We start from the raw sequence: 19,924 nt of genomic DNA, 5'->3' as shown, positions 1-19,924 counted from the left end.
GGGCAGGGAGTTAGAGGCAAGACACAAGAGACAAGAGACAAGACACAAGACACAAGAATCAAGAGAGATACGACACTCATACCTTCAAAGGGCTCTGAAAAAAGCCGACTTACACTTAAACCTGTAATTCCTTTCTGAATCGAAGCCGGAAAATCCAATCCGGCATTTCTTGTATTTTTGGAGAAAGAATAAGGCACTTAGACACTAAGCATACTAAGATTTCACTAAGATTATTTTTAACTGGCCCCGATTTGCTAACTGCCCATTGCCGACTGCCAACTCATCGCAGAAGGCTTTTCAGTTACGATTAGAAATTTAGGTGCTAAAAGTGGTAACAATATAATCAAGCTCGAAAATGATCAAAAAAACCATAAACAGCGAACGTATCCCCATCAAACTCTGGCTCAATGAAGTGGAAGAAGGCGCCCTGAAACAGATGAAAAACCTGGCCAACCTGCCCTTCTCATTCCGGCATGTGGCCATCATGCCCGATTGTCACGAAGGTTTTGGGATGCCTATTGGCGGGGTGCTGGCCACCAACGGTGTAATCATCCCCAACGCGGTGGGTGTTGACATTGGCTGCGGAATGTGCGCCATCAAAACCTCCCTGCCAGATATTAATAGAGATGTACTGAAAAAGATTGTTGGCGAAGTAAAGCAAAGCATTCCCCTTGGGTTCAATCACCATAAACAAAATCAGGATTACACTTTAATGCCTGCCGGTTATGACGTTGACAACATGCCGGTGACAGCAAGGGAATACAACAGCGCCCTCAAACAGGTCGGAACGCTAGGCGGAGGCAATCATTTTATCGAGTTCCAGAAAGGCTCGGACGGCCATATCTGGATCATGATCCACTCGGGCAGCCGTAACATTGGCAAGCAGGTGGCTGATCATTACAACCGTCTGGCCGGTAAACTGAATGAGCAATGGGGCAGTCCGCAAACCAAAACCATGCAACTGGCTTATCTTCCGGTTGATTCGGTTGAAGGCCAGGTGTATATCAGCGAAATGAACTACTGCATTGATTTTGCCCTTGCGAACCGAAAGCATATGGCCCAAAAGGTTTGCGAGATACTGAATGAGGCAAGCGGCTGTGATTTCCTGGATTTTGAAGGCCACGACATGATCAACATCGCCCATAATTATGCAGCCTTGGAAAAGCATTTTGGCAAAGAAGTTTTTGTACACCGCAAAGGTGCGACCCGGGCGGGGAAAGGTCAGTTAGGCATCATCCCGGGAAGTCAGGGTGCACAAAGCTACATTGTGAGAGGCAAAGGCAGCGCCGAAAGTTTTGAAAGCTGCAGTCATGGTGCCGGGCGGGTGATGGGGCGCAAGGAAGCCATCCGCCGCCTCGATCTGCAAACCGAACGCCACAAACTTGAAGAAAAAGGCATACTGCACAGTCTCCACTCCGCCAGCGATCTTGATGAAGCCGCAAGCTGCTATAAAAACATTGATGAAGTAATGCGCAACCAGGATGATCTTGTGGATATCGTGATTGAACTGCAGCCGCTGGCGGTGGTTAAAGGGTGAGGCCTCAGCCTATTCCTCAATAATCAAATAAATATCCTCATCATCCTTCTTCATTAAATATTTCTCCCGTGCGAAGCGGATGAGGTTTTGGGTGTCGGACGAGAGTTCGTGGAGGGCGATGCTGTCCTTTTCGATTTCACTGAGGTAAAATTCTCTTTCCTGCTGGTGCTTATTGAGGGTCAGGTTTTGCTTATAGCGGTACATCATGCTGTTGCGGTCGAAAAACAGCATCCAGATGACAAATGCCAGAACGGCAATGAAATATTTGTTTTTAAGAATTCGTGCAATTTTCTTCCACATGGTTCAGGAAAGCTTTGAGCAAAGATAAACGTTTTAGATAGCGTCAGGGTTTTTTAATTCCAAATTCAAAATTCCAGATTTAATATTCAATATTAGGATAACGAATTGATGTACAGTTAAATCTTGAATTTTTCAATTTGGAATCTTGAATAAAAATCAGAGTCCAATTTCTTCGGAAATACCCGCCATCGCATTGATGGAGAGTTCGGCAAACTCGGGAAGCGGAATACCGATTCTCTCACATTCCATGATGGCCTCACGGTTCACAGAGGCAGCAAAAGCCTTTTCTTTCATGCGCTTCACCACGGATTTGGTCTTTACCGAAGCTACCTTTTTGTCAGGATAAACCAACGCAGTTGCAGTAACTAATCCCGTGATGGTTTCACCGGCAGCCAGTGCATGATGAAAAACTGTGGTTCGCTCACCACTGTTATTCATTTCATTATGCCGGATAATGGCATCCAGGATTTCTTCATCAATCCCTTCCTGCCGGAGGATGCGGATGGTTTCATGGCCGTGGATTTCAGGTTTGTCGTGGGTGAGTTCCACATCCAGGTCGTGCAGCAAGCCGGCCAGACCCCATTTATTTTCATCTTGTCCGAGCCGCTTGGCAATGGCCCGCAACACCGCTTCAGATGAAAGGCAATGGGCTATTGTTCTGGGGTTCTTAACGTATTCATGCAATAATTCGAGAGCTTTTTCGTGTGTCATTTCATATCATTTATAGCACAGACGCAATGCATTGCGTCTCTACGTGTAATTTCAATGCAGATCCAATCCATGCAACATGTAAATCATGTGCTTGATGCTTTTAAAGATTTCGGTTGTGTATTCCTGTATGGCACGAACGCTGCCGGGCATATTGAATACCAATGTGCTGCCCATTACGCCGGCAACGGCTCGGCTCAACAGGACATTGGGTTTATCCTGTCCGTATTTCAACCTGATTTGCTCCATGATGCCTGGAATTTCTTTGTCCAGGAGCGTTCGGGTCACATCTGGTGTAATGTCACGGGGACCGATACCAGTGCCACCGGTGGTGAAAACTACATCAAATTTTTTATTGCCCGCTTCAACCAGTTTCTGGCGGAGTTCAACTGCATCATCGGGAATTATCTCAGTTTCGATGATGCTTTCATAGCCGTTTTGGCGAAAGAATTCTTTCACCAGCTCAGCAGTTCTCGGGCCACTGCGGTCTTCATATTCGCCTCGGGAAGCCCTGTCGCTGAGTGTGAGTAGGTAAATTCGCATCACCCTGGGCAGGTATTGTATTTCATCGCCAGGTTTGATTTTGCCGTTTTTAATGGTGCGGCAAAAAATCCCTTCCTTTGGCATCACACAATTACCAACTTCACGATAAATGGCACAACCATCACCATGGCACCTTTTGCCAATTTGCGTGACTTCCATTTCAGTTTCGCCAATAACAAAACGGTCGAGTGGGCGGGTAACATGCAGTGCGACACCTGTTGTGGTAATGTTTTCGGCAAATTCACCGGGTATGAATTCACGGTTGGCTTCCTTCCCGAATTTTTCCATGCTCTCTGTTGCCAGCAGACTGATCTGCCGGTTCCAGTAACCGGCATGAGCATCACCCACCACACCTTTTTCATTGATCTCAATAAAGTCAACCGGCTTCTTAATCGTTCCCTTTTCTTCTGAAATATTGACTGATATTACTTTAATTTCCATTGTTTTTTTTGTTGCCACGGACTCACTGATAATTATTTAATAACACTGGCTCGCATTGAATCTTGAATTTTGAATTTTGAATTTTGAATTAAACTTTCGTCTTCTCCACCAGCCTCACATGCTCAATCACCATCTGCTGATCCACTGCCTTGCACATATCATAGATGGTGAGCAGTGCGACAGAGACGGCAGTGAGCGCTTCCATTTCTATCCCGGTTTTACCGGTGCAACGGGCTGTGGACTTAACATGAACACCGGCATCTCCCAATGTAGTTTCTATGGCAATTTTTGTGATCGCCAAAGGATGACATAACGGAATGAGTTCACTGGTTTTTTTTCCGGCTTGTATTCCTGCAATTTCAGCAACTGTAAGCACATCGCCTTTTTTCATCATATTATCTTTGATCAGTTGCACGGTTGCTGGTTTCATACGTATGAAACCTTCGGCGATGGCCTGCCGCACCTGATCGGGTTTCTGGCCCACATCCACCATGTTGGCTTTGCCCCGGGCATCGGTATGTGTTAATTCATTCATATTTTGGGTCTTAACCTCCTATATTATAAAAACGTCCGCTTTGGTTAATTGTTCCGCAGGCGGGTTTGTTTTCGAGCGCGGCGAGTAAGGCATTTCTTGCACCAAGCTTTCTCACATCAAAATCCTGCTCACTGAAGAGACAAGGTTTTATCATGCCATTTGCTGTGAGCCTTAAACGGTTACACAGACTGCAATTACCGCCAATTCCACCTTCCACCTGGTAAAACTCTCCTGTATGCAAATCCATCTGATGAATAAAACGCACCTCCAATCCATTTTCTCTGCAATACTCCTCCACTTGTTTTGCATCAGGCTCATCTGAACTCTTCTCAATCACACAATTCACTTTAATTGGTTCGAGGCCAGCCTTTTTGGAGGCTGTAATTCCCTGAAGAACACTGGCAAGTTCGCCGGTTCGGGTTACAAGCCGGTACTTGATCGGATTCACTGTGTCAAGGCTGATGTTAATCCGCTGAAGCCCTCCATCCACAAGGGGTTGAGCAAATTTATCAAGCAACAACCCATTGGTTGTCATACTTAGATCCTCAATTCCTTTAATGCGTGCCAGCATGGCCACCAGTTGAACAATTCCTTTGCGAACCAGCGGTTCACCACCGGTCAAACGAACTTTCTCAACTCCCAGGCTGACAGCCTCTTTAGTCACTTCAACGATTTCTTCAAAAGACAGTATCTCAGTGTGATCCAATATTTGTACTCCTTCTTCGGGCATGCAGTAACGGCAACGAAGGTTGCAACGGTCGGTAACCGAGATGCGTAAGTAATTGATATTTCGGTTAAAGCGGTCGTACATCAGCAAGTTCTCCATTTTTAATTTCTTCGACCCCAATGGGAACACTCATCAACCCAAATGCCAGGTTGAGAGCATTGATGTGTGCCGAACCGTGATATTCAACCGGTGAAACGCTGCCATTGTCATGAAGTAATACGGGAATAAATGACAAGCGTTCTGATTTTTTTCTCCGGTAATCAACTGCCATCGGAAATTTAATAATCACCGGATTATGGTCGTGTCCCATCATTTTCATCAACATAGGCTTAACTAATAACTCAAACTGGTTAAATGATGAAACCGGGTTTCCGGGCAAACCGAAACAGATTTTCCTTTCTGCTGTGCTGCCAAATAAAGTTGGCCTTCCGGGCTGCACGGCAAGGCTCTTAAAATGGAAAGTGAAGCCTGCTTCTTTCAGCACAGCAGGAACAAAATCGTAATCGCCCATGGAAATGCCACCGGTAAGCAGCATTACATCGCAGGTTTCCAATGCTTTTTTAATAAGCGTAAGGGTTTGTCTTTCCTCATCAGGTGCGATGCCAAAATAAGTTGCTTCCACATTCATGGCCCTGGCCTGTGCCATCAGTTGCCAGGCATTGCTGTTTCGGATTTCCCCTGACCCGGGTTCAAATTGTGGTTCTACCAGTTCATCACCGGTGGAAAGAATTCCAACCTTAGCCTTGCGATAAACCGTTGGGTTCACACAACCCACCGAAGCCAGCACGGCAATATGCTGTGGTTTGATCAGCAAACCTTTCGACAATACTTTTTCACCTTTTTTGATATCCTCGCCTTTGAAGCAAATGTTGCCGGCAGTCTTTTCGGCTGTGAACTCAATGAGGCCTTTTGCGGTTACACGGGTATGCTCCACCATGATCACGCAATCGGCACCTTTGGGGATCATCGCGCCGGTCATGATTTTGGAGCATTGGTTCGCACAAACCTCAAATCCGGGAAGTTGTCCGGCAGCAATAATTTCAAGCACTTCCAGCTCATTCTTTAAATCTGCTTTCCGGCAGGCATAGCCATCCATAGCTGATTTGTCGAAAGGTGGCATATCCATATCCGAAACAATGTTCTCAGCCAGCACCCGGCCCAATGACTCAGTAAAACCAACGGTTTCGGTTTCAAGCAATCCTGCATGACTGAGAACTATTTCAAGCGCTTCTTCGAATGTTATCATAGATTTGATCAGATAATCTGGTTTGCAAAGGTACTTAATACGAGTGGAACTGTGTTCTGATTGAATAGATCCAAAAGTCAACCTAAACATTTAGTGTTAGACCAGGTAATAAAAATGCTGATTCCACAAAATCACAGTTTTTTAAGGATTCCAATTCCATAAAATCACACTATTTCAAGGATTCTAATTCCTTAAACCAGGCAAACTTTAAGGAATTACATTCCTAATACGCTAATGATATAATCATTTACAGGGCAATATGGATCGGGAAAGATTTCATAGATTTGTTTGAGTTTATACTTTTCACGAATGAGCGGCGGTGGTAGCATACAAGACATGAATAATCGCTTTCGCGATAACCGCGCTATGCTGGGTCGAAGGAAAATACGGTTCAAATCTGGTGGAGGATTTTTTGATGAAAAAGCTGTCTTCACAACAAACAAAGGTAAACCCGATATTACAACATAGGTTTCAGTGAGCCAAATGGAGGAGGTAAAGAGAAAATTGAAGCAGGAGGCAAGATTTAATCAAGTGGTAGCAGGTTTTATGTTTTTGTTTGCATAATGGTATTGACATGGCTGTAATATAAAATCATGACGTAAAATATTTACAATACAAAAAAATCATACCCTTGTAATTCTTTGGATATTGTGGACACTCATGCTGATCCTAAGCTTCACCATGATGAGGTGGATAGTTCCGAAGGCTTCATCCAAAGTTGTAAAACATGCCAACGATCCTGAGAATGCAGAATTATTGGATGTTCACCCTTTCTGGTTCACTGAGGCTGAAGCCATGAGGGCATTGCAAGCAATGGGCGAACAGGGAAGGCAGCACTACATCAGATTTCACAAACGGGAAGATCTCTTGTTCCCCTTTGTTTATGGGTCGTTTCTGGCTTTTTCACTTTTCCTGTTGAACCGGAAGCGCTTTCAAAAACACAGATTCATATATTTGATCCCTGCTGTTCCTCTGCTGGCCATGATGGCAGACCTGGTTGAGAACCATCATATTGTTCTTCTTACCGGGCAATTTCCTGACCTGAATTCCGGTACCTTGAAAATTGCTGCTATAGCTAACTCAATCAAATGGAGTTCAGTTTCTCTTTCACTTTTGTTGATTGCCATGTTCGTTGTCATTCATGCAGTTGGTATGTTTCGCCGGAATGATATTCATAAATCTGATAAGAACACTTACTAATCCGAATTGTAATAATTGGTATTTATCTGCGGGGCGGTGTAAACCCGGAAGTTTTCAAACAGATCTTGAAAAGGCTGTACAAGTTTTGTATTTTTTGAAGTTAAATCCTTTTACTGCTTCGAACTTTGTTTAAGTCACTTGTAAACCACCTAAATCGTTATTGACCTTCGCACTATCGAAATAACAACTCAACCTTCATAGAAATTCCCATCGTCAGTCAAATAGTTCTGTTTATATTTGCAAATCAGATAATGTTATTAATAAAGAGAGAACGGAACTGGTGTTTCGCCCGGTCTTCAAAACCGGCAGCAGACGGATAAAACCGGCTGTGGCAGGTTCGATTCCTGCTCTCTCTGCAAATTTTTTCGCATGAACTACAGCTATATCAAGCTATGAATGACCACACGGAGGCTTACAAAGGCCTTCCCGGCGTTGATAAACTTCTGGCATCGTCGGAAGTTCAGCCAATGCTTTCCAGCCATGGAAAGGAACTTGTAACCTTTGCCATCAGGCAGGCATTGGATCATTTCAGGCAGCAAATTCAAAAAAAAAATATTTCATCCGATCCCGCTGATATTATTGAAAAGGTCACGAACCTCGTTCAATCTTTCGGAAGCCGCAACCTGAAAAAAGTATATAACGCCAGTGGCGTCATCATCCACACCAACCTGGGCCGTGCGCCTTTCAGTCCCGAAATGTTAAAGGATTCTTTTGAAGTGCTTCAGGGTTATAATAACCTCGAGTTTAATCTGAAAACCGGAACCAGGGGCAGTCGCAACGACCATGCTTCGTCCATTCTCAAATTTTTAACCGGAGCCGAAGATATCCTGGTCGTCAACAATGCCGCTGCGGCCGTGATGATGGTTTTGCGAACCTTTGCCAAAAACCGGGAAGTCATCGTTTCAAGGGGCGAGTTAATCGAAATCGGCGGATCATTTCGAATACCTGAGATCATGGCCGCTTCCGACTGCAACATGGTTGAAGTTGGAACCACCAACAAAACCCGGCTCAGCGATTATGAGAACAAGATCAGCGATCAAACAGCATTGCTTTTCAAGGCCCATAAATCAAATTATGTGATCAAAGGCTTCACCGAAGAAGTGAGTGCAGAAGATCTGGCCAGACTTGGGAAAAAGCACAAGCTTCCTGTTCTTTACGACCTCGGCTCAGGGCTTTTAAGAAAAATAAATCACCCTGCACTTGCGGGCGAACCTGATGTAAAGCAAGCGCTGGCAAGTGGAGCCGACCTGGTTTGTTTTAGCGGAGACAAACTGCTTGGTGGTCCTCAGGCAGGGATTATTGCCGGAAAAAAACAACTCATCGAGAAACTCCGGAAAGAACCCATGCTACGTGCACTGAGGGTTTGTAAAACCACGCTAGCCCTGCTTGAAACAGCTTGCACTTACTACCTGAGTGAAGAAGAACTCAAGAGTAAAAATTTAATCTTTAAAGCTTTTCACAGGGAGAAAACAGAGATTCTTGCAGCAGCCGAACGATTGCAATTAATTCTTAACAAGCATGGAATAGATTCTGAAATCATTCATTCAACAGGCCAATGCGGTGGTGGTTCACTACCCGATGCCGGAATTGAAAGTTATGCGGTGATGATCAGGTTCGGAAAATCGAATAAAGAGAGTTCTGCTTACGCCGAAAAGATGTATCTGCAACTCCTCGCCCATGAAAAACCAGTACTTGGAATCCTTCGAAAAGGAAAAATTTTGTTTGATATGCTCACTATTGATCCACTTGAAATCGAGTTAGTGGGACAGGTGATTGTTGATTCTAACAAAAAGGTTGGTTAATTGTGATGCAGTGATGCGGTGATACAGTAACTAGCAACCAGTAACCAGCAACCTATAACCAGCAACCAATGAAACACCTCATCATCGGCACCGCAGGCCATATTGACCATGGCAAAACATCCCTGATCAGGATGCTGACGGGCATTGATTGCGATACGCATAAGGAGGAAAAACAACGGGGCATCACCATCAATCTCGGATTTTCCTACCTGAACCTACCCGGTGGAGAGTCGGTGGGGATTATTGACGTTCCGGGTCATAAGGATTTTATCAACACCATGATCGGGGGCGCCTGCGGCATTGATCTGGTAATGCTGGTCATAGCCGCTGATAGCGGCATCATGCCCCAAACCGTTGAGCACATGAACATTATTTCGGCGCTTGGGATTAAAAAAGCTGTGGTTGCGCTCACAAAATCCGATCTTGTTGATGAAGAACTTATTGAAATGGCGGAATTTGAAATCGCGGACTTTCTTTCAAAAACAGCTTTGAAGGACGCACCAATCGTCAGGGTTTCTGCTGTTACCGGCAAAGGCAAAGAGGAACTTATTCACTTAATTGCCGCTGCTATTTCAGGCATTGAAGAACGTGAAACAGGCAAGCTTTTCAGAATGTATATTGACCGCATCTTTTCCGTCAAAGGGTTTGGCAGTGTGGTTACCGGATCGGTGATGAGTGGCAGCCTTCCGACAGGGCAGGATGTGTTTCTGCTGCCGGGTTCGAACCAAAAACTCAGGGTGCGATCCATTGAGAGGCATGGAATGACGGTTGAGCGAGTGATAGCAGGCGACCGCGCAGCCATCAATCTTATCGGGTTAAAGCGCGAAGATTTTGAAAGGGGAATGATCCTATGTGATAAACCCGTTGAATCAACACAAATGATTGATGCCTGGGTTCAACTTTTTGATAAAGACATTTCTCTTCCAATCTGGTCAAACGTAATCTTTATTTCCGGAACCTTTGAATGCCAGGCACGCTTGCATCTGCTGAACAAAGATAAGGTGAAGGGAAACGAAGATGCCATTGCCCAGATACACCTCGCCAAGCCCGCCGTACTGATGAGTAAAGACAAATTTATTATCCGCAATTCATCGGAAGACAAAACCCTGGGAGGTGGATATATTATTGAAACCTCTCCCCTGCATCACCGGAAACGAACCGCCAGGCTTATTGATGAGCTCACACGGATGAGTACCAGTATTTTGAGCAACAACAGCCTGAAGGAAATGATCAATGCAGCGCTGAAAAAAGAATTCAGGCCATTTACCTCCGCAGAGATTGCCGTAAGGCTCAATTTAAAAAACGAAGAGATCGCGGCTGAAATTGAAAATCCGGATGCAGAATTTAAATTATACAGGTCTGATGCTGTTGCTATTCTTGTGAGCGGACAATATGACAACTCGTTCAGGGAAAAAATTCTTAAAATCCTGTCTGAAAATCATGAAAAAAATCCATTGTCTGCCGAAGGGCTGGAACTTACTGAGCTATCCGGCAAACTGGCGTTAAACAAAATAAACACAGGCAAAATTTATCTTGATTTACTGCTGAAACAACTTCAGGCAGAAAACCGTCTGGATTGCCTGAACAACACCTGGATCATTAAGGGGCACAAACCAAACTTCGACAAAAAAAGCCTGGAAGAAATCGCATGGCTCGAGCAGGAAATCCTGAGTTTTGGCGAAAACAAACCTGTGCTTTCCGAAATTGAGGATAAGGCAGCAAACCGTAATATACAGAAACAGAAGCTTAAATCATACATGACTTATCTGGCTGTAAACGGGAAAATACAATTCTTTAAATCCGATTTCATCCACAGCACAATCCTTAACAAATACCGAAGCCTTGTATTGAGCCGACTAGCTGAAAATGAAAACGGTGTTGAAATAATGGCATTTAAAGAGTCTTTGGGAACCAAACGTCTGCGTGCGCTCCTGATCCAGATACTGGAATCCGAAAAGCTGATCTGGATGGAAACCGGAGCGGGAGTTGAAACAACATTGTTTATCACTGATGCCGGGAAGGATCTTATTAAGAATAGTCAATAGAAGATATAGATAAGTTGGAAATAATCTATGAAATGAAAACACTAGAGAAAATATTAAACGAAAACGGAGATTGGTATATCGTTGAAATTATAGAAAAATGCGAACCAGTCAACCGTGATGAGGCACAAGAATTACGAAGAGTAAATACTTGGGGTAATCATCATTTGATTAAGGCAAGTTCCATAGAGCAAGCATTTGACAAAGCCGTAAAGATTGGAAGAGAAGGCGAATACAAATTCATAAATGCGGACAAAATTGAGATGGAATGGATTTTCGTCGGAATTGGGGATTTGTTACCGATTTATGAAGACATTGAAGATGGTTCAGAATTAATGTGGACTGATTACGGATTTATTAGCAACCGTAGGACAATGAGAATGCCTTTTGAAAAGAAGGAACTCATGAACTTGATAAAACCAAAACAAAAACCTAATCAAAAAACTTAAGCCGTCAAGGTATAGCCAATCCCACAGCTTCGGAACGGGGCTTAGTGGTAGTTTTTACCTTCACTGCTCCGTGTGGGCTTTGTAGAGGTGGACACAGATGCAACTCGCAAATCCACTACTGTAACTATAGCATTAAAGTTAGCAGTGACATTAGCAACAAGAAAAAAATCAGTTCAAATCAGTGAAATCAGTGTTCTATTTTAAAATTATACGGATAAAACCAGAATAATCCCAATGAAAATCTACCTCGATAATTCCGCTACCTCATTTCCCAAGCCAGCTGCCGTGGTTCAGGCAATGAGCGATTACATTAACAACTACGGAGCAAGCCCGGGGCGTTCGGCACATGCCTTATCCGTGAAGGCTGCCAGGGAAGTGTTTGAAACACGCGAATTGCTTGCCAGGTTTTTCAACCTTGATAATTCCGAAAGGGTGATCTTTTCTGCCAATGCCACACTGGCATTGAACATCGCGATCAAAGGGGTGCTGAAGCCGGGCGATCATGCCATTATCAGCCATATGGAACACAATTCAATACACAGGCCGCTGAAATATCTTGAGCGAAATGGCATCATAGAATTATCAGTTGCCAGGTGCGACAATGCTGGATTTATAGACCTGGAGCATCTGAAAAGCCTTTTTCGTCCGAACACAAAAATGGTGGCCACCATTCATGGTTCAAATGTTGCCGGAACGGTTCAACCCATCAGAGAAATTGGAAAGATATGCAGGGAACATGGAGCGGTTTTCCTGGTAGATGCCGCTCAAACTGCCGGGTTCATTAACATTGATATGCATCAGGATCATATTGACATCCTGGCTTTTACCGGACATAAGAAGCTTTACGGTCCTCCGGGAATTGGTGGCTTGTGCATTAATAAAGATGTTCAAATTGACACTTTCATTCATGGTGGATCGGGCAGCCATTCAGAGTCGGATGAACACCCGGCTTTTTACCCCGACAGGCTGGAAGCCGGAACGCCAAACACTGTCGGCATCATTGGATTGAAGGCTGGATTGGAATACGTGATGAAAAAGGGCCTGGAAAATATCCGGCATTTACAATTGGGATTACTCGAACACCTGATCCGTGAACTAAAGAACCTCGGCAACGTTATTGTTTACGGCCCCGAAGGAACTGAAAGCCGCCTGCCACTTGTTTCCATCAATATTAAAAACATGCTTCCAAGCGAACTTTCTCAAATGCTTGACCAAAAATACGGTATTATGACACGATCGGGTTTGCACTGCTCACCACTGGCGCATAAAACCATCGGTAGTTTTCCGCAGGGAACCGTAAGGTTCAGCATCGGGGCATTCAATACTGAAGACGATATCAATTACACGGCAAATGCAATGAAAGAATTACTAAGCAAAAAATAAGCTGCTATGAAAACTGTTGATGCACAAGGGAAAATGTGCCCAATGCCCCTAATCATGACCAAAAAGGCGTTGAGTGAAATTTCTGAAAACGAAACCCTTGAAATACTTATTGACAATGAAACCTCGGTAAAAAATGTCAGCCGCTTTCTGGAAGAGCACAATATGAGCATTTCTACCGAGAAACAGGGAAAAGTCTTCCGGCTGAAAGTAAGCAAAACCGGAGTTATTCTGGAAGAAACCAAGGCAGAGGATTATTGTAAGACTCCGATGCCGGTTTCTTCGGATTATGTGATCGCAATTCAGAAGAATAAGCTGGGACAAGGGAATGATGAACTTGGTGAGTTATTGATCAAAGGTTTTATCAATACCTTGCCTGAAATTGATAATAGACCTAAATCATTGGTCTTTATGAACTCAGGGATTTTCCTGGCTCTCAAAGACTCACTGGTTATTGATTCTTTATTAAAACTTGAAAAAGAAGGTGTAAAGATTCTCGTTTGCGGAACCTGCCTCGATTATTACAAAAAGAAAGAAGAGCTGGGCGTTGGTATCGTTTCCAATATGTACGACATACTAAATATTTTGAGCAATGCTGCAAAAGTTCTGTATCCATAATGGGGCTAAAGCCCCGGGCCTTAAAGTTTTACACTTGAGTCTCAAAACTTGTGAGGTTGCTGTTTTTTGTCATTCTGAGGGCAGCGAAGAATCTAATTTACAGACAAATAGAGTTCCTTCAATTCGTTCAGGATGACAAGGCCTTGGATATTTAAGTAGCATTTCACTTAAGTTCAGTAAACAAAAGGCCTTAGCCATATCTGTATTTGATTAATCTTGAATTTAGAATGCCTTATCACATTTTTACATTCAGCTCAACCCACCACGTTTTAAAAGCCGAAAAGCTTTTGATTAGCAGAGGAATCAAACATGAAATCATTCCCACACCTAAAAATATTTCGTCGGATTGCGGTATGTCAATCAGGATAAGTCCTGACATTAGCGAACCCAAGACCATTGCAGATGTTCTTGATGAAAACGACATACAATACAGAATTTCAATGCAGCCGTGATGAGGAAAATCATCTTGTTCAAAAAAAATGTTTGCTGAATTATGAAATACGATCTGTTAAGCACAGTTGAATACGGAGGCTGCTCGGCTAAATTACCAGCAGCGGCACTGAGTCAGGCACTCGCAGGATTGCCGGCCACCCCACATCCAAATCTTCTTGTTGATATAGAAACCCATGACGATGCAGGAGTTTATAAAATCAACGATGAACTGGCATTGATTCAAACCACTGATTTTTTCTCTCCCGTTTGTTCAGATCCTTTTGAGTTTGGCCAGATTGCCGCAGCCAATGCCCTCAGCGATGTGTATGCTATGGGCGGAGAAGTCTTAACAGCGCTAAACATCGTTGCATTTCCGGCCAATGTACCACTTGACGTTTTACACGAAATTTTACGGGGTGGGATTCAAAAAGTGATAGAAGCGGGCGGCGTAATCATGGGCGGGCATACCATCGTGGATGATGTTCCAAAATATGGCCTTGCCGTGACAGGCATTGTACATCCTGAAAAAATAATCACAAACGCAGCAGCAATTCCCGGCGATGTCCTGATTCTGACCAAACCCCTGAGCGCAGGGATTATTATGGCCGGGCAAAGGATCGGAGAAGTTAAGCAGGAACATTACCAGGCAGTGTTGGAAAGCATGAAACAGCTCAACAAAGCTGCTGTGCCAATCATTCAGAAATACGGCGTAAAATGCGCCACTGATATAACCGGATTTGGTCTGGCAGGTCATGCTCTCAAAATGGCCAAAGCGTCGTACGTTTCAATAAAGATTTTTGCTGAGAAACTTCCGGTTTTTGAAGGAAGCATGGAATTATTGAACCTGGGTTGCATCCCGGGCGCATGTTTCCGGAATCTTGAATTTACTGAAAATGACTCTTTGTTTGATCCATCATTAAGCTATGAACACAAAATGCTGATCATGGATGCGCAAACCTCCGGGGGTTTATTCATTTGCTGCAAATCAACGGATGCTGACAGCATGGTCAGGGAATTAAGAGAAGCTGGTTTTGAGAAAACAACAGTTGTTGGCGAAGTCATTGACCTGGCTGAAAGGAGCCTGATTTGTGGGTTATGAGATATTGATTTTTCAAAAGCGAATTTGATCTTCCTAACAAAATAATGCTTTTCTTTGTTTATTAAATTAAAACCGGCAATTCATGAAAAAACTATTTACCCTTTTTGCAGCATTCATGCTGGCAGGCCTCTGGCTAAATGCCCAGACGCCCCTTGAACAGGCAGTAAATTTTACCGCGACAGATGTTTTCGGTGTCGAACACACCCTGTTTGATTATCTGGATGATGACAAAATGGTTGTCATCCAGTTTACAATGGTTGGTTGAGCTTCCTGTTTGCAGACTTACCCTGTTCTGCAAGACAGCTATGAGCACTATGGTTGCCATAACAGCAATGTGAGGTTTATGCTGATAAGCCTAAACCACTCCACTGCCGCAATGCTTAATCCTCCCTATTCCAACTATGATTATTTCAAAATTCCAAATCCACCAGGTGGCAGTATCAATGGTACCTACGGGATTGGAGCGTATCCAACTGTAATCATCATAAAACCCAACCGGGCAATTGCTGAGCAGGATATCTGGCCAATCAACAATTCCATCTTAAGATCCAAGATACTACAGCATGGCGGAATCCCGCAGGATTGTAACGCTCTGACATTTGAGCTTACGCTTGAAGTTAATCCTGTTGAGGGCGGAGAAGTTTCCGGTGCTGGCGATTATGCAGCCGGCGCAGCAGTTGAAATTAATGCTGTTTCAAACGAAGGCTGGATGTTCGAAAACTGGACTGATGAATTGGGCACCGTTGTTTCAACTGATGCCACATACTCCTTTACCATGCCCGATAATGACCTGACACTTATTGCCAACTTTCAAATGATGGAATTCGAACTCGTTTTGTTGGTTAATCCTGAAGAGAGTGGCGAAGTAACAGGTGGCGGAATTTATCATTTGGGCGATGAGGTTGAAATCAGCGCTATTCCCTACAATGGATGGGGATTTCTCAACTGGACCAATGAGCAAGGTGTAGAAGTATCATCAACGGCAATTTTCGATTTCACTATGCTGGCAGGTGATCTTACATTGACTGCTAATTTCGAACCTATTTCCGGGCTTGATGAGGTTAGTCAATCAGGATTATTACATGTTTTCCCGAACCCATCCACCGGAATGCTTAAACTGAACATTGACGGTAAGCTAGTTGGTTCGCAGTATGTGATGTATAACCACCTGGGTGAAAATATCCTTTCTGGCCAGTTCCACACTGAAAACATGGTTATTAATATGACTGATTTTCCCACCGGAGTATACTTTATCACAACCACCGGCAGCCTGAAACAATCACTGAAGATCATTAAGAAATAATACTTTCTTAACAGTAAGCGATACTATATCGCTTGCTGATTTTATCGTTTTTTGTCATTCTGAGCGGAGCGAAGAATCTAATCTGGAGATCCTTCGCTCCGTTTTGGATGACAAGATTCGATTTTTTTTGTTTACATAACTAATTATCTCGATATTTGAACTAGTTTTGCAGAACATGGTTATTTATTATACCAATAGCCATTAATAATTAATGAAATCCGGATTAATGAAAAAAACGATACTATTTCTGATAATTTTTGCACTATGCAAATTGACGGTTTTTTCCCAAACCGTTTTCTGGTCCGATAACTTCGACTTTAACCAGGGTTGGGCACTCAGCGAGAACTGGAATATCAGCGGAGGGAAATTGCAATTCAACTGGTCGTCAAGCATTGTCAATTTTGACCTTTCCGCTGTTTCGTCGGCCATTGATCTTGACAACAATATTGAAGATTTGATAATTATCCAAAGTCTCGATGTACTCGGTGCAAGCACCACTCCTGAAGTTGCTGAAATTTATCTGCTTACATCAGGAGAAGAACATTTGCTATGGAGCCATAGCCTGGATGCCGGAGGTTGGGGTTCTTCTTCAGGCACAGAGATTGTTTTTGACATTAGTAATTTCGCAGGTCAGACTGTCCAATTCAAATTCAGGACTTTTGGTCAATCAGCCTACAACTGGAATTGGTGGTGGGTGTTTGACATGAAGCTTACGGCGCTGTATGCAAACGACCTTGCAGCAACAAACATAACCGGCCCGAATATCGTTAGCACAAACACTACCGCTACCTGGACTGTGAAAGTAAATAACCTTGGCCTTCAACCGCAATCAGGTTTTACCGTTTCTATGTTGGATCATAAGACAGGCGAAATGATCGGATCGGTTGAAGTAACAGATACAATTCCGGCACAGGAAACAATGTCAATTGTTTTCGATTGGACTCCAACCGACATTATAAATACAACTTTCTATGCAGTAGTTGACCTGGAAAACGATGAGTTTAATGGAAACGATGCCTCAAAAAGTCATTTTATCAGAGTGAAGCCCGACATAGCTTATTCCTTGCTTGTTTGGGATAATGATAATGGGATATCCTCTATTGTATGCCCCGAAACAGGTGATCTTGTAAGGCCAACCGTGGTTCTGACCCGCGCACTGGATAAGGCCGGAATCGGTTACCAACTCGATAATTCACTTCCCACATCGCTGAGCGAATTTGATGTCATATTCATCTCTCATGGCAATTTTTGTTTGAGTTGAGGGAATACCCCTCCTGGTTCTGTAAATGCAGCAGACCAGCAAAAACTAATCACCTATCTCGCGAATGGTGGTAACCTTTACATGGAAGGCGTGAATGTGGCTAAGAACCACGCAAGTACAAGCCTGAATACCTATCTTGGACTGAATTACCTTCATGACGGAACCAACTGGGAAGTTGCCAGCCTTAGCGGTGCAAACAGCTCGTTAACTGATCAGCTGGATTTTCATTATTTTGGTGGACCCGATCCACACTACAGCGTTGACCGGATGTCAACATCAGTGGGAGAAATAATTTTTAGCTGCGAAGCAGGCTATGGCAGGATGATTAAAAATGAAGGCGAAACCTTTAAGGTCATTACATCCTCAATAATTCTTGGCGCCCTGGCTGACGGCGACGGCCTCAATTTAAAGCCTTTTTTCGTAAGCGAAATGCTAAACTACTTCCTGGGAATTGGCACGGATGAATATGAGGTTTCACTGGCATCAAGCCCGATGCTAGGAGGTGAGGTTCTTGGTGCGGGCGAATATCTGTTGGGATCGTATGTAGAGATTAACGCTGTACCGGCTAGCGGCTGGGCATTTGTAAACTGGACAAACTATTCGGGCATGGTGGTCTCAGTTGATCCTTATTATTCATTCTCTATGCCTGATTATGATCTGACCCTGGCAGCCAACTTCGAACCATTGACCGGGCTTGATGAGCAAGCTATCACGAAGTTTTCAATCTATCCGAATCCGGTAACTGACAGAGCTATGATTCAACTTGATCAACAGCTTATCGGAGCTAGCTATTTCATTCATGATTTGTACGGCAAAATGCTTGGCACAGGTATATTGCGATCGGAAAAGAACAATCTGGATTTAAATCATCTGCTTCCCGGGGTTTACGTTTTTACTGTAGGTGGTAATGTGAACCAATCGCTGAGGATTATTAAGTTATAGGTCTTCACCATTTCCTCTTTACAATTTATAAGCCGGAAAGGGCTTAAACCTTTAAGAAGTTCTACACGACTTTAAAGGGTTTGGGTCACACACATTTGTGCATTTTTCGCTAATAAAAGCATTAATTAAAATATATTTCAGTGGATTATATTTCCGAAAGAAGATCATGGTCGGAACCAAAAATCCATTAGCTTTGTGCTGTCCAACAATTCCTTATCCTTCACTGATTTCAATAGTATAAGATCATAATTCACAATATTTTGAATTAGTTTCTATTTATTAAATCAAACAATTGGCACATGAGAAAAGCCCTACTCATTCTAGCATTGTTTTCACTGTTCAGGTTGCAGGTTTACAGCCAGACTGTATACTGGACGGAAAGCTTTGAAAACAACCAGGGTTGGACACTAGACCAGAATTGGAGCATCGAAGGCGGAATGCTTCAGTTTTACTGGACACCAACCATCAGCAATTTTGATCTTTCGGCCATTTCACCGGTCATAGAACTTGACCCAAACGTTCAGGATCTAATCGTGAACCAGTATTTAAATGTTTTTGGAGCAAGCAATCCATCTGAAGTTGCTGAAATACGCCTGATTACCTCATCATCAGAATTCCTGTTATGGAGTCACTCGCTGAATTCCGGAAGTTGGGGCTCAGCATCAGGTACTGAGGTTGTATTTGATATAAGTGACTTTGCGGGCCAAAGTGTACAGTTTAAATTCAGGACATTTGGGCCTTCCACCTACCAATGGAATAACTGGAATGTGTATAGCCTGGAGGTGACAGCCATATTTCAAAATGATCTTGCTGTGAGCAGCATTGATGGGCCAAACATTTTAAGCGCTGATATCACTTCCGTTTTCAGTGTATCGGTGAGCAATCCCGGATCAGAACCCCAAGCTGATTTCACGGTTTCAATGTTTTGTTACAAAACAGGCAATTTAATAGGAACCGCTGAAATTACTGAAGTTGTAGAGCCGCAGCAAACCGCAACGGTTGAATTTGAATGGACACCCAGCCAGGTTTTAAACACAGCTTTTTATGCTGAAATTGAACATGAGGGGGATGAATTTGAAGGAAACAATAAATCAAAGAGCCATTTCATCAGGGTTAAACCCGAAAATATTTTTTCGGTGCTGGTTTGGGACAACGATAATGGCATAGCTACCATAACATGTCCAGATCAGGGCGACGTGGTCAGGCCTACCGTTGTACTGACTAGAGCATTAAGTAAAACTGGCATTGATTATCAATTGGTAAATGCGCTTCCAAACGAACTGAATGAATATAATATCATATTTGTTTCTCTTGGCGGGTACTGCCTGAGTTGAGGGATTACCCCTCCTGGTTCTGTAA

General features: G+C 43.5%; 21 protein-coding genes and 1 tRNA gene. 16 read left to right on the top strand and 6 right to left on the bottom strand.

The window, feature by feature from the left end; genetic code table 11:
• Positions 1-358: 358 nt before the first annotated feature.
• Positions 359-1,537: an RtcB family protein gene (locus tag IH597_04540; protein ID MBE0661717.1), complete on the top strand. Its 1,179-nt coding sequence runs from the start codon at positions 359-361 to the stop codon at positions 1,535-1,537.
• 9 nt (positions 1,538-1,546) lie between these two features.
• Here the strand turns inward: IH597_04540 and IH597_04535 are convergent, their stop codons facing one another.
• The 6 genes from IH597_04535 to IH597_04510 all read right to left on the bottom strand — a co-directional run bounded on the left by IH597_04535 (position 1,547) and on the right by IH597_04510 (position 6,037).
• The gene (locus IH597_04535) at positions 1,547-1,837 is read right to left on the bottom strand and encodes a septum formation initiator family protein (GenBank protein MBE0661716.1); all 291 of its coding nucleotides are present in this window, start codon (positions 1,835-1,837) and stop codon (positions 1,547-1,549) included.
• A 156-nt stretch (positions 1,838-1,993) separates the two neighbouring features.
• On the bottom strand, positions 1,994-2,548 hold the full coding sequence (locus IH597_04530; GenBank protein ID MBE0661715.1) for an HDIG domain-containing protein: 555 nt from the start codon (positions 2,546-2,548) through the stop codon (positions 1,994-1,996).
• 51 nt (positions 2,549-2,599) lie between these two features.
• Entirely contained in the window at positions 2,600-3,529 is a 930-nt protein-coding gene (locus IH597_04525) for a molybdenum cofactor synthesis protein (protein ID MBE0661714.1), read from the bottom strand.
• A gap of 88 nt (positions 3,530-3,617) precedes the next feature.
• Positions 3,618-4,064 carry a cyclic pyranopterin monophosphate synthase MoaC gene (moaC, locus tag IH597_04520; protein MBE0661713.1) on the bottom strand — a complete coding sequence of 149 codons (447 nt, stop codon included), beginning with the start codon at positions 4,062-4,064 and terminating at the stop codon, positions 3,618-3,620.
• Positions 4,065-4,074: 10 nt separating this feature from the next.
• Positions 4,075-4,875, bottom strand: a complete 801-nt coding sequence (locus tag IH597_04515; GenBank protein MBE0661712.1) for a radical SAM protein — start codon at positions 4,873-4,875, stop codon at positions 4,075-4,077.
• Positions 4,859-6,037 carry a molybdopterin molybdotransferase MoeA gene (locus IH597_04510; GenBank protein ID MBE0661711.1) on the bottom strand — a complete coding sequence of 393 codons (1,179 nt, stop codon included), beginning with the start codon at positions 6,035-6,037 and terminating at the stop codon, positions 4,859-4,861. Before IH597_04510 ends, IH597_04515 begins: the two co-directional genes overlap by 17 nt.
• Before the next feature lie 309 nt (positions 6,038-6,346).
• Between IH597_04510 and IH597_04505 the strand changes: the two genes are divergently transcribed.
• The 15 genes from IH597_04505 (at position 6,347) to IH597_04435 (ending at position 19,899) form a co-directional block, all read left to right on the top strand.
• On the top strand, positions 6,347-6,505 hold the full coding sequence (locus tag IH597_04505) for a hypothetical protein (GenBank protein MBE0661710.1): 159 nt from the start codon (positions 6,347-6,349) through the stop codon (positions 6,503-6,505).
• Positions 6,506-6,718: 213 nt separating this feature from the next.
• On the top strand, positions 6,719-7,237 hold the full coding sequence (locus tag IH597_04500) for a hypothetical protein (GenBank protein MBE0661709.1): 519 nt from the start codon (positions 6,719-6,721) through the stop codon (positions 7,235-7,237).
• Between the two features lie 264 nt (positions 7,238-7,501).
• Positions 7,502-7,593, top strand: a tRNA-Sec gene (locus IH597_04495).
• A 36-nt stretch (positions 7,594-7,629) separates the two neighbouring features.
• A complete protein-coding gene (gene selA, locus IH597_04490; GenBank protein MBE0661708.1) occupies positions 7,630-9,039 on the top strand; it encodes an L-seryl-tRNA(Sec) selenium transferase in 1,410 nt (469 codons plus the stop codon).
• A gap of 68 nt (positions 9,040-9,107) precedes the next feature.
• Positions 9,108-11,084, top strand: a complete 1,977-nt coding sequence (selB, locus tag IH597_04485; GenBank protein MBE0661707.1) for a selenocysteine-specific translation elongation factor — start codon at positions 9,108-9,110, stop codon at positions 11,082-11,084.
• Positions 11,085-11,116: 32 nt separating this feature from the next.
• A complete protein-coding gene (locus tag IH597_04480) occupies positions 11,117-11,530 on the top strand; it encodes a DUF4288 domain-containing protein (protein MBE0661706.1) in 414 nt (137 codons plus the stop codon).
• Positions 11,531-11,764: 234 nt separating this feature from the next.
• Complete coding sequence (locus tag IH597_04475) at positions 11,765-12,913, top strand: aminotransferase class V-fold PLP-dependent enzyme (GenBank protein MBE0661705.1); 1,149 nt, start codon at positions 11,765-11,767, stop codon at positions 12,911-12,913.
• Between the two features lie 6 nt (positions 12,914-12,919).
• Entirely contained in the window at positions 12,920-13,528 is a 609-nt protein-coding gene (gene yedF / locus IH597_04470) for a sulfurtransferase-like selenium metabolism protein YedF (protein MBE0661704.1), read from the top strand.
• Positions 13,529-13,755: 227 nt separating this feature from the next.
• Entirely contained in the window at positions 13,756-13,980 is a 225-nt protein-coding gene (locus IH597_04465) for a DUF3343 domain-containing protein (protein MBE0661703.1), read from the top strand.
• Between the two features lie 41 nt (positions 13,981-14,021).
• Positions 14,022-15,059: a selenide, water dikinase SelD gene (gene selD, locus IH597_04460; GenBank protein MBE0661702.1), complete on the top strand. Its 1,038-nt coding sequence runs from the start codon at positions 14,022-14,024 to the stop codon at positions 15,057-15,059.
• 82 nt (positions 15,060-15,141) lie between these two features.
• On the top strand, positions 15,142-15,324 hold the full coding sequence (locus IH597_04455) for a hypothetical protein (GenBank protein ID MBE0661701.1): 183 nt from the start codon (positions 15,142-15,144) through the stop codon (positions 15,322-15,324).
• Positions 15,325-15,402: 78 nt separating this feature from the next.
• On the top strand, positions 15,403-16,362 hold the full coding sequence (locus tag IH597_04450; GenBank protein MBE0661700.1) for a T9SS type A sorting domain-containing protein: 960 nt from the start codon (positions 15,403-15,405) through the stop codon (positions 16,360-16,362).
• Positions 16,363-16,588: 226 nt separating this feature from the next.
• Positions 16,589-17,623 (top strand): hypothetical protein, encoded by a 1,035-nt coding sequence (locus tag IH597_04445; GenBank protein ID MBE0661699.1) that lies wholly within the window; start codon positions 16,589-16,591, stop codon positions 17,621-17,623.
• A gap of 81 nt (positions 17,624-17,704) precedes the next feature.
• A complete protein-coding gene (locus tag IH597_04440) occupies positions 17,705-18,565 on the top strand; it encodes a T9SS type A sorting domain-containing protein (GenBank protein ID MBE0661698.1) in 861 nt (286 codons plus the stop codon).
• A gap of 299 nt (positions 18,566-18,864) precedes the next feature.
• Positions 18,865-19,899: a hypothetical protein gene (locus IH597_04435; protein MBE0661697.1), complete on the top strand. Its 1,035-nt coding sequence runs from the start codon at positions 18,865-18,867 to the stop codon at positions 19,897-19,899.
• The last annotated feature ends 25 nt before the right edge of the window (positions 19,900-19,924 follow it).

The sequence above is a fragment of the Bacteroidales bacterium genome, assembly GCA_014860575.1.
GTDB lineage: Bacteria > Bacteroidota > Bacteroidia > Bacteroidales > JAAYJT01 > JAAYJT01.
Note: the sequence above shows the minus strand (reverse complement) of the source record. Positions and strands in the feature narration are given on the sequence as shown.

Coding starts and splice junctions, on each gene's coding strand:
- IH597_04445 (MBE0661699.1), top strand. CDS start 16,589: ATGAAAAAAACGATACTATTTCTGATAATTTTTGCACTATGCAAATTG.
- selA (MBE0661708.1), top strand. CDS start 7,630: ATGAATGACCACACGGAGGCTTACAAAGGCCTTCCCGGCGTTGATAAA.
- IH597_04440 (MBE0661698.1), top strand. CDS start 17,705: ATGGAAGGCGTGAATGTGGCTAAGAACCACGCAAGTACAAGCCTGAAT.
- IH597_04530 (MBE0661715.1), bottom strand. CDS start 2,548: ATGACACACGAAAAAGCTCTCGAATTATTGCATGAATACGTTAAGAAC.
- selD (MBE0661702.1), top strand. CDS start 14,022: ATGAAATACGATCTGTTAAGCACAGTTGAATACGGAGGCTGCTCGGCT.
- IH597_04450 (MBE0661700.1), top strand. CDS start 15,403: ATGCTGATAAGCCTAAACCACTCCACTGCCGCAATGCTTAATCCTCCC.
- IH597_04475 (MBE0661705.1), top strand. CDS start 11,765: ATGAAAATCTACCTCGATAATTCCGCTACCTCATTTCCCAAGCCAGCT.
- IH597_04510 (MBE0661711.1), bottom strand. CDS start 6,037: ATGATAACATTCGAAGAAGCGCTTGAAATAGTTCTCAGTCATGCAGGA.
- yedF (MBE0661704.1), top strand. CDS start 12,920: ATGAAAACTGTTGATGCACAAGGGAAAATGTGCCCAATGCCCCTAATC.
- IH597_04435 (MBE0661697.1), top strand. CDS start 18,865: ATGAGAAAAGCCCTACTCATTCTAGCATTGTTTTCACTGTTCAGGTTG.
- selB (MBE0661707.1), top strand. CDS start 9,108: ATGAAACACCTCATCATCGGCACCGCAGGCCATATTGACCATGGCAAA.
- IH597_04455 (MBE0661701.1), top strand. CDS start 15,142: ATGAAAAAACTATTTACCCTTTTTGCAGCATTCATGCTGGCAGGCCTC.
- moaC (MBE0661713.1), bottom strand. CDS start 4,064: ATGAATGAATTAACACATACCGATGCCCGGGGCAAAGCCAACATGGTG.
- IH597_04535 (MBE0661716.1), bottom strand. CDS start 1,837: ATGTGGAAGAAAATTGCACGAATTCTTAAAAACAAATATTTCATTGCC.
- IH597_04465 (MBE0661703.1), top strand. CDS start 13,756: ATGCCTTATCACATTTTTACATTCAGCTCAACCCACCACGTTTTAAAA.
- IH597_04480 (MBE0661706.1), top strand. CDS start 11,117: ATGAAAACACTAGAGAAAATATTAAACGAAAACGGAGATTGGTATATC.
- IH597_04515 (MBE0661712.1), bottom strand. CDS start 4,875: ATGTACGACCGCTTTAACCGAAATATCAATTACTTACGCATCTCGGTT.
- IH597_04500 (MBE0661709.1), top strand. CDS start 6,719: ATGATGAGGTGGATAGTTCCGAAGGCTTCATCCAAAGTTGTAAAACAT.
- IH597_04525 (MBE0661714.1), bottom strand. CDS start 3,529: ATGGAAATTAAAGTAATATCAGTCAATATTTCAGAAGAAAAGGGAACG.
- IH597_04505 (MBE0661710.1), top strand. CDS start 6,347: ATGAGCGGCGGTGGTAGCATACAAGACATGAATAATCGCTTTCGCGAT.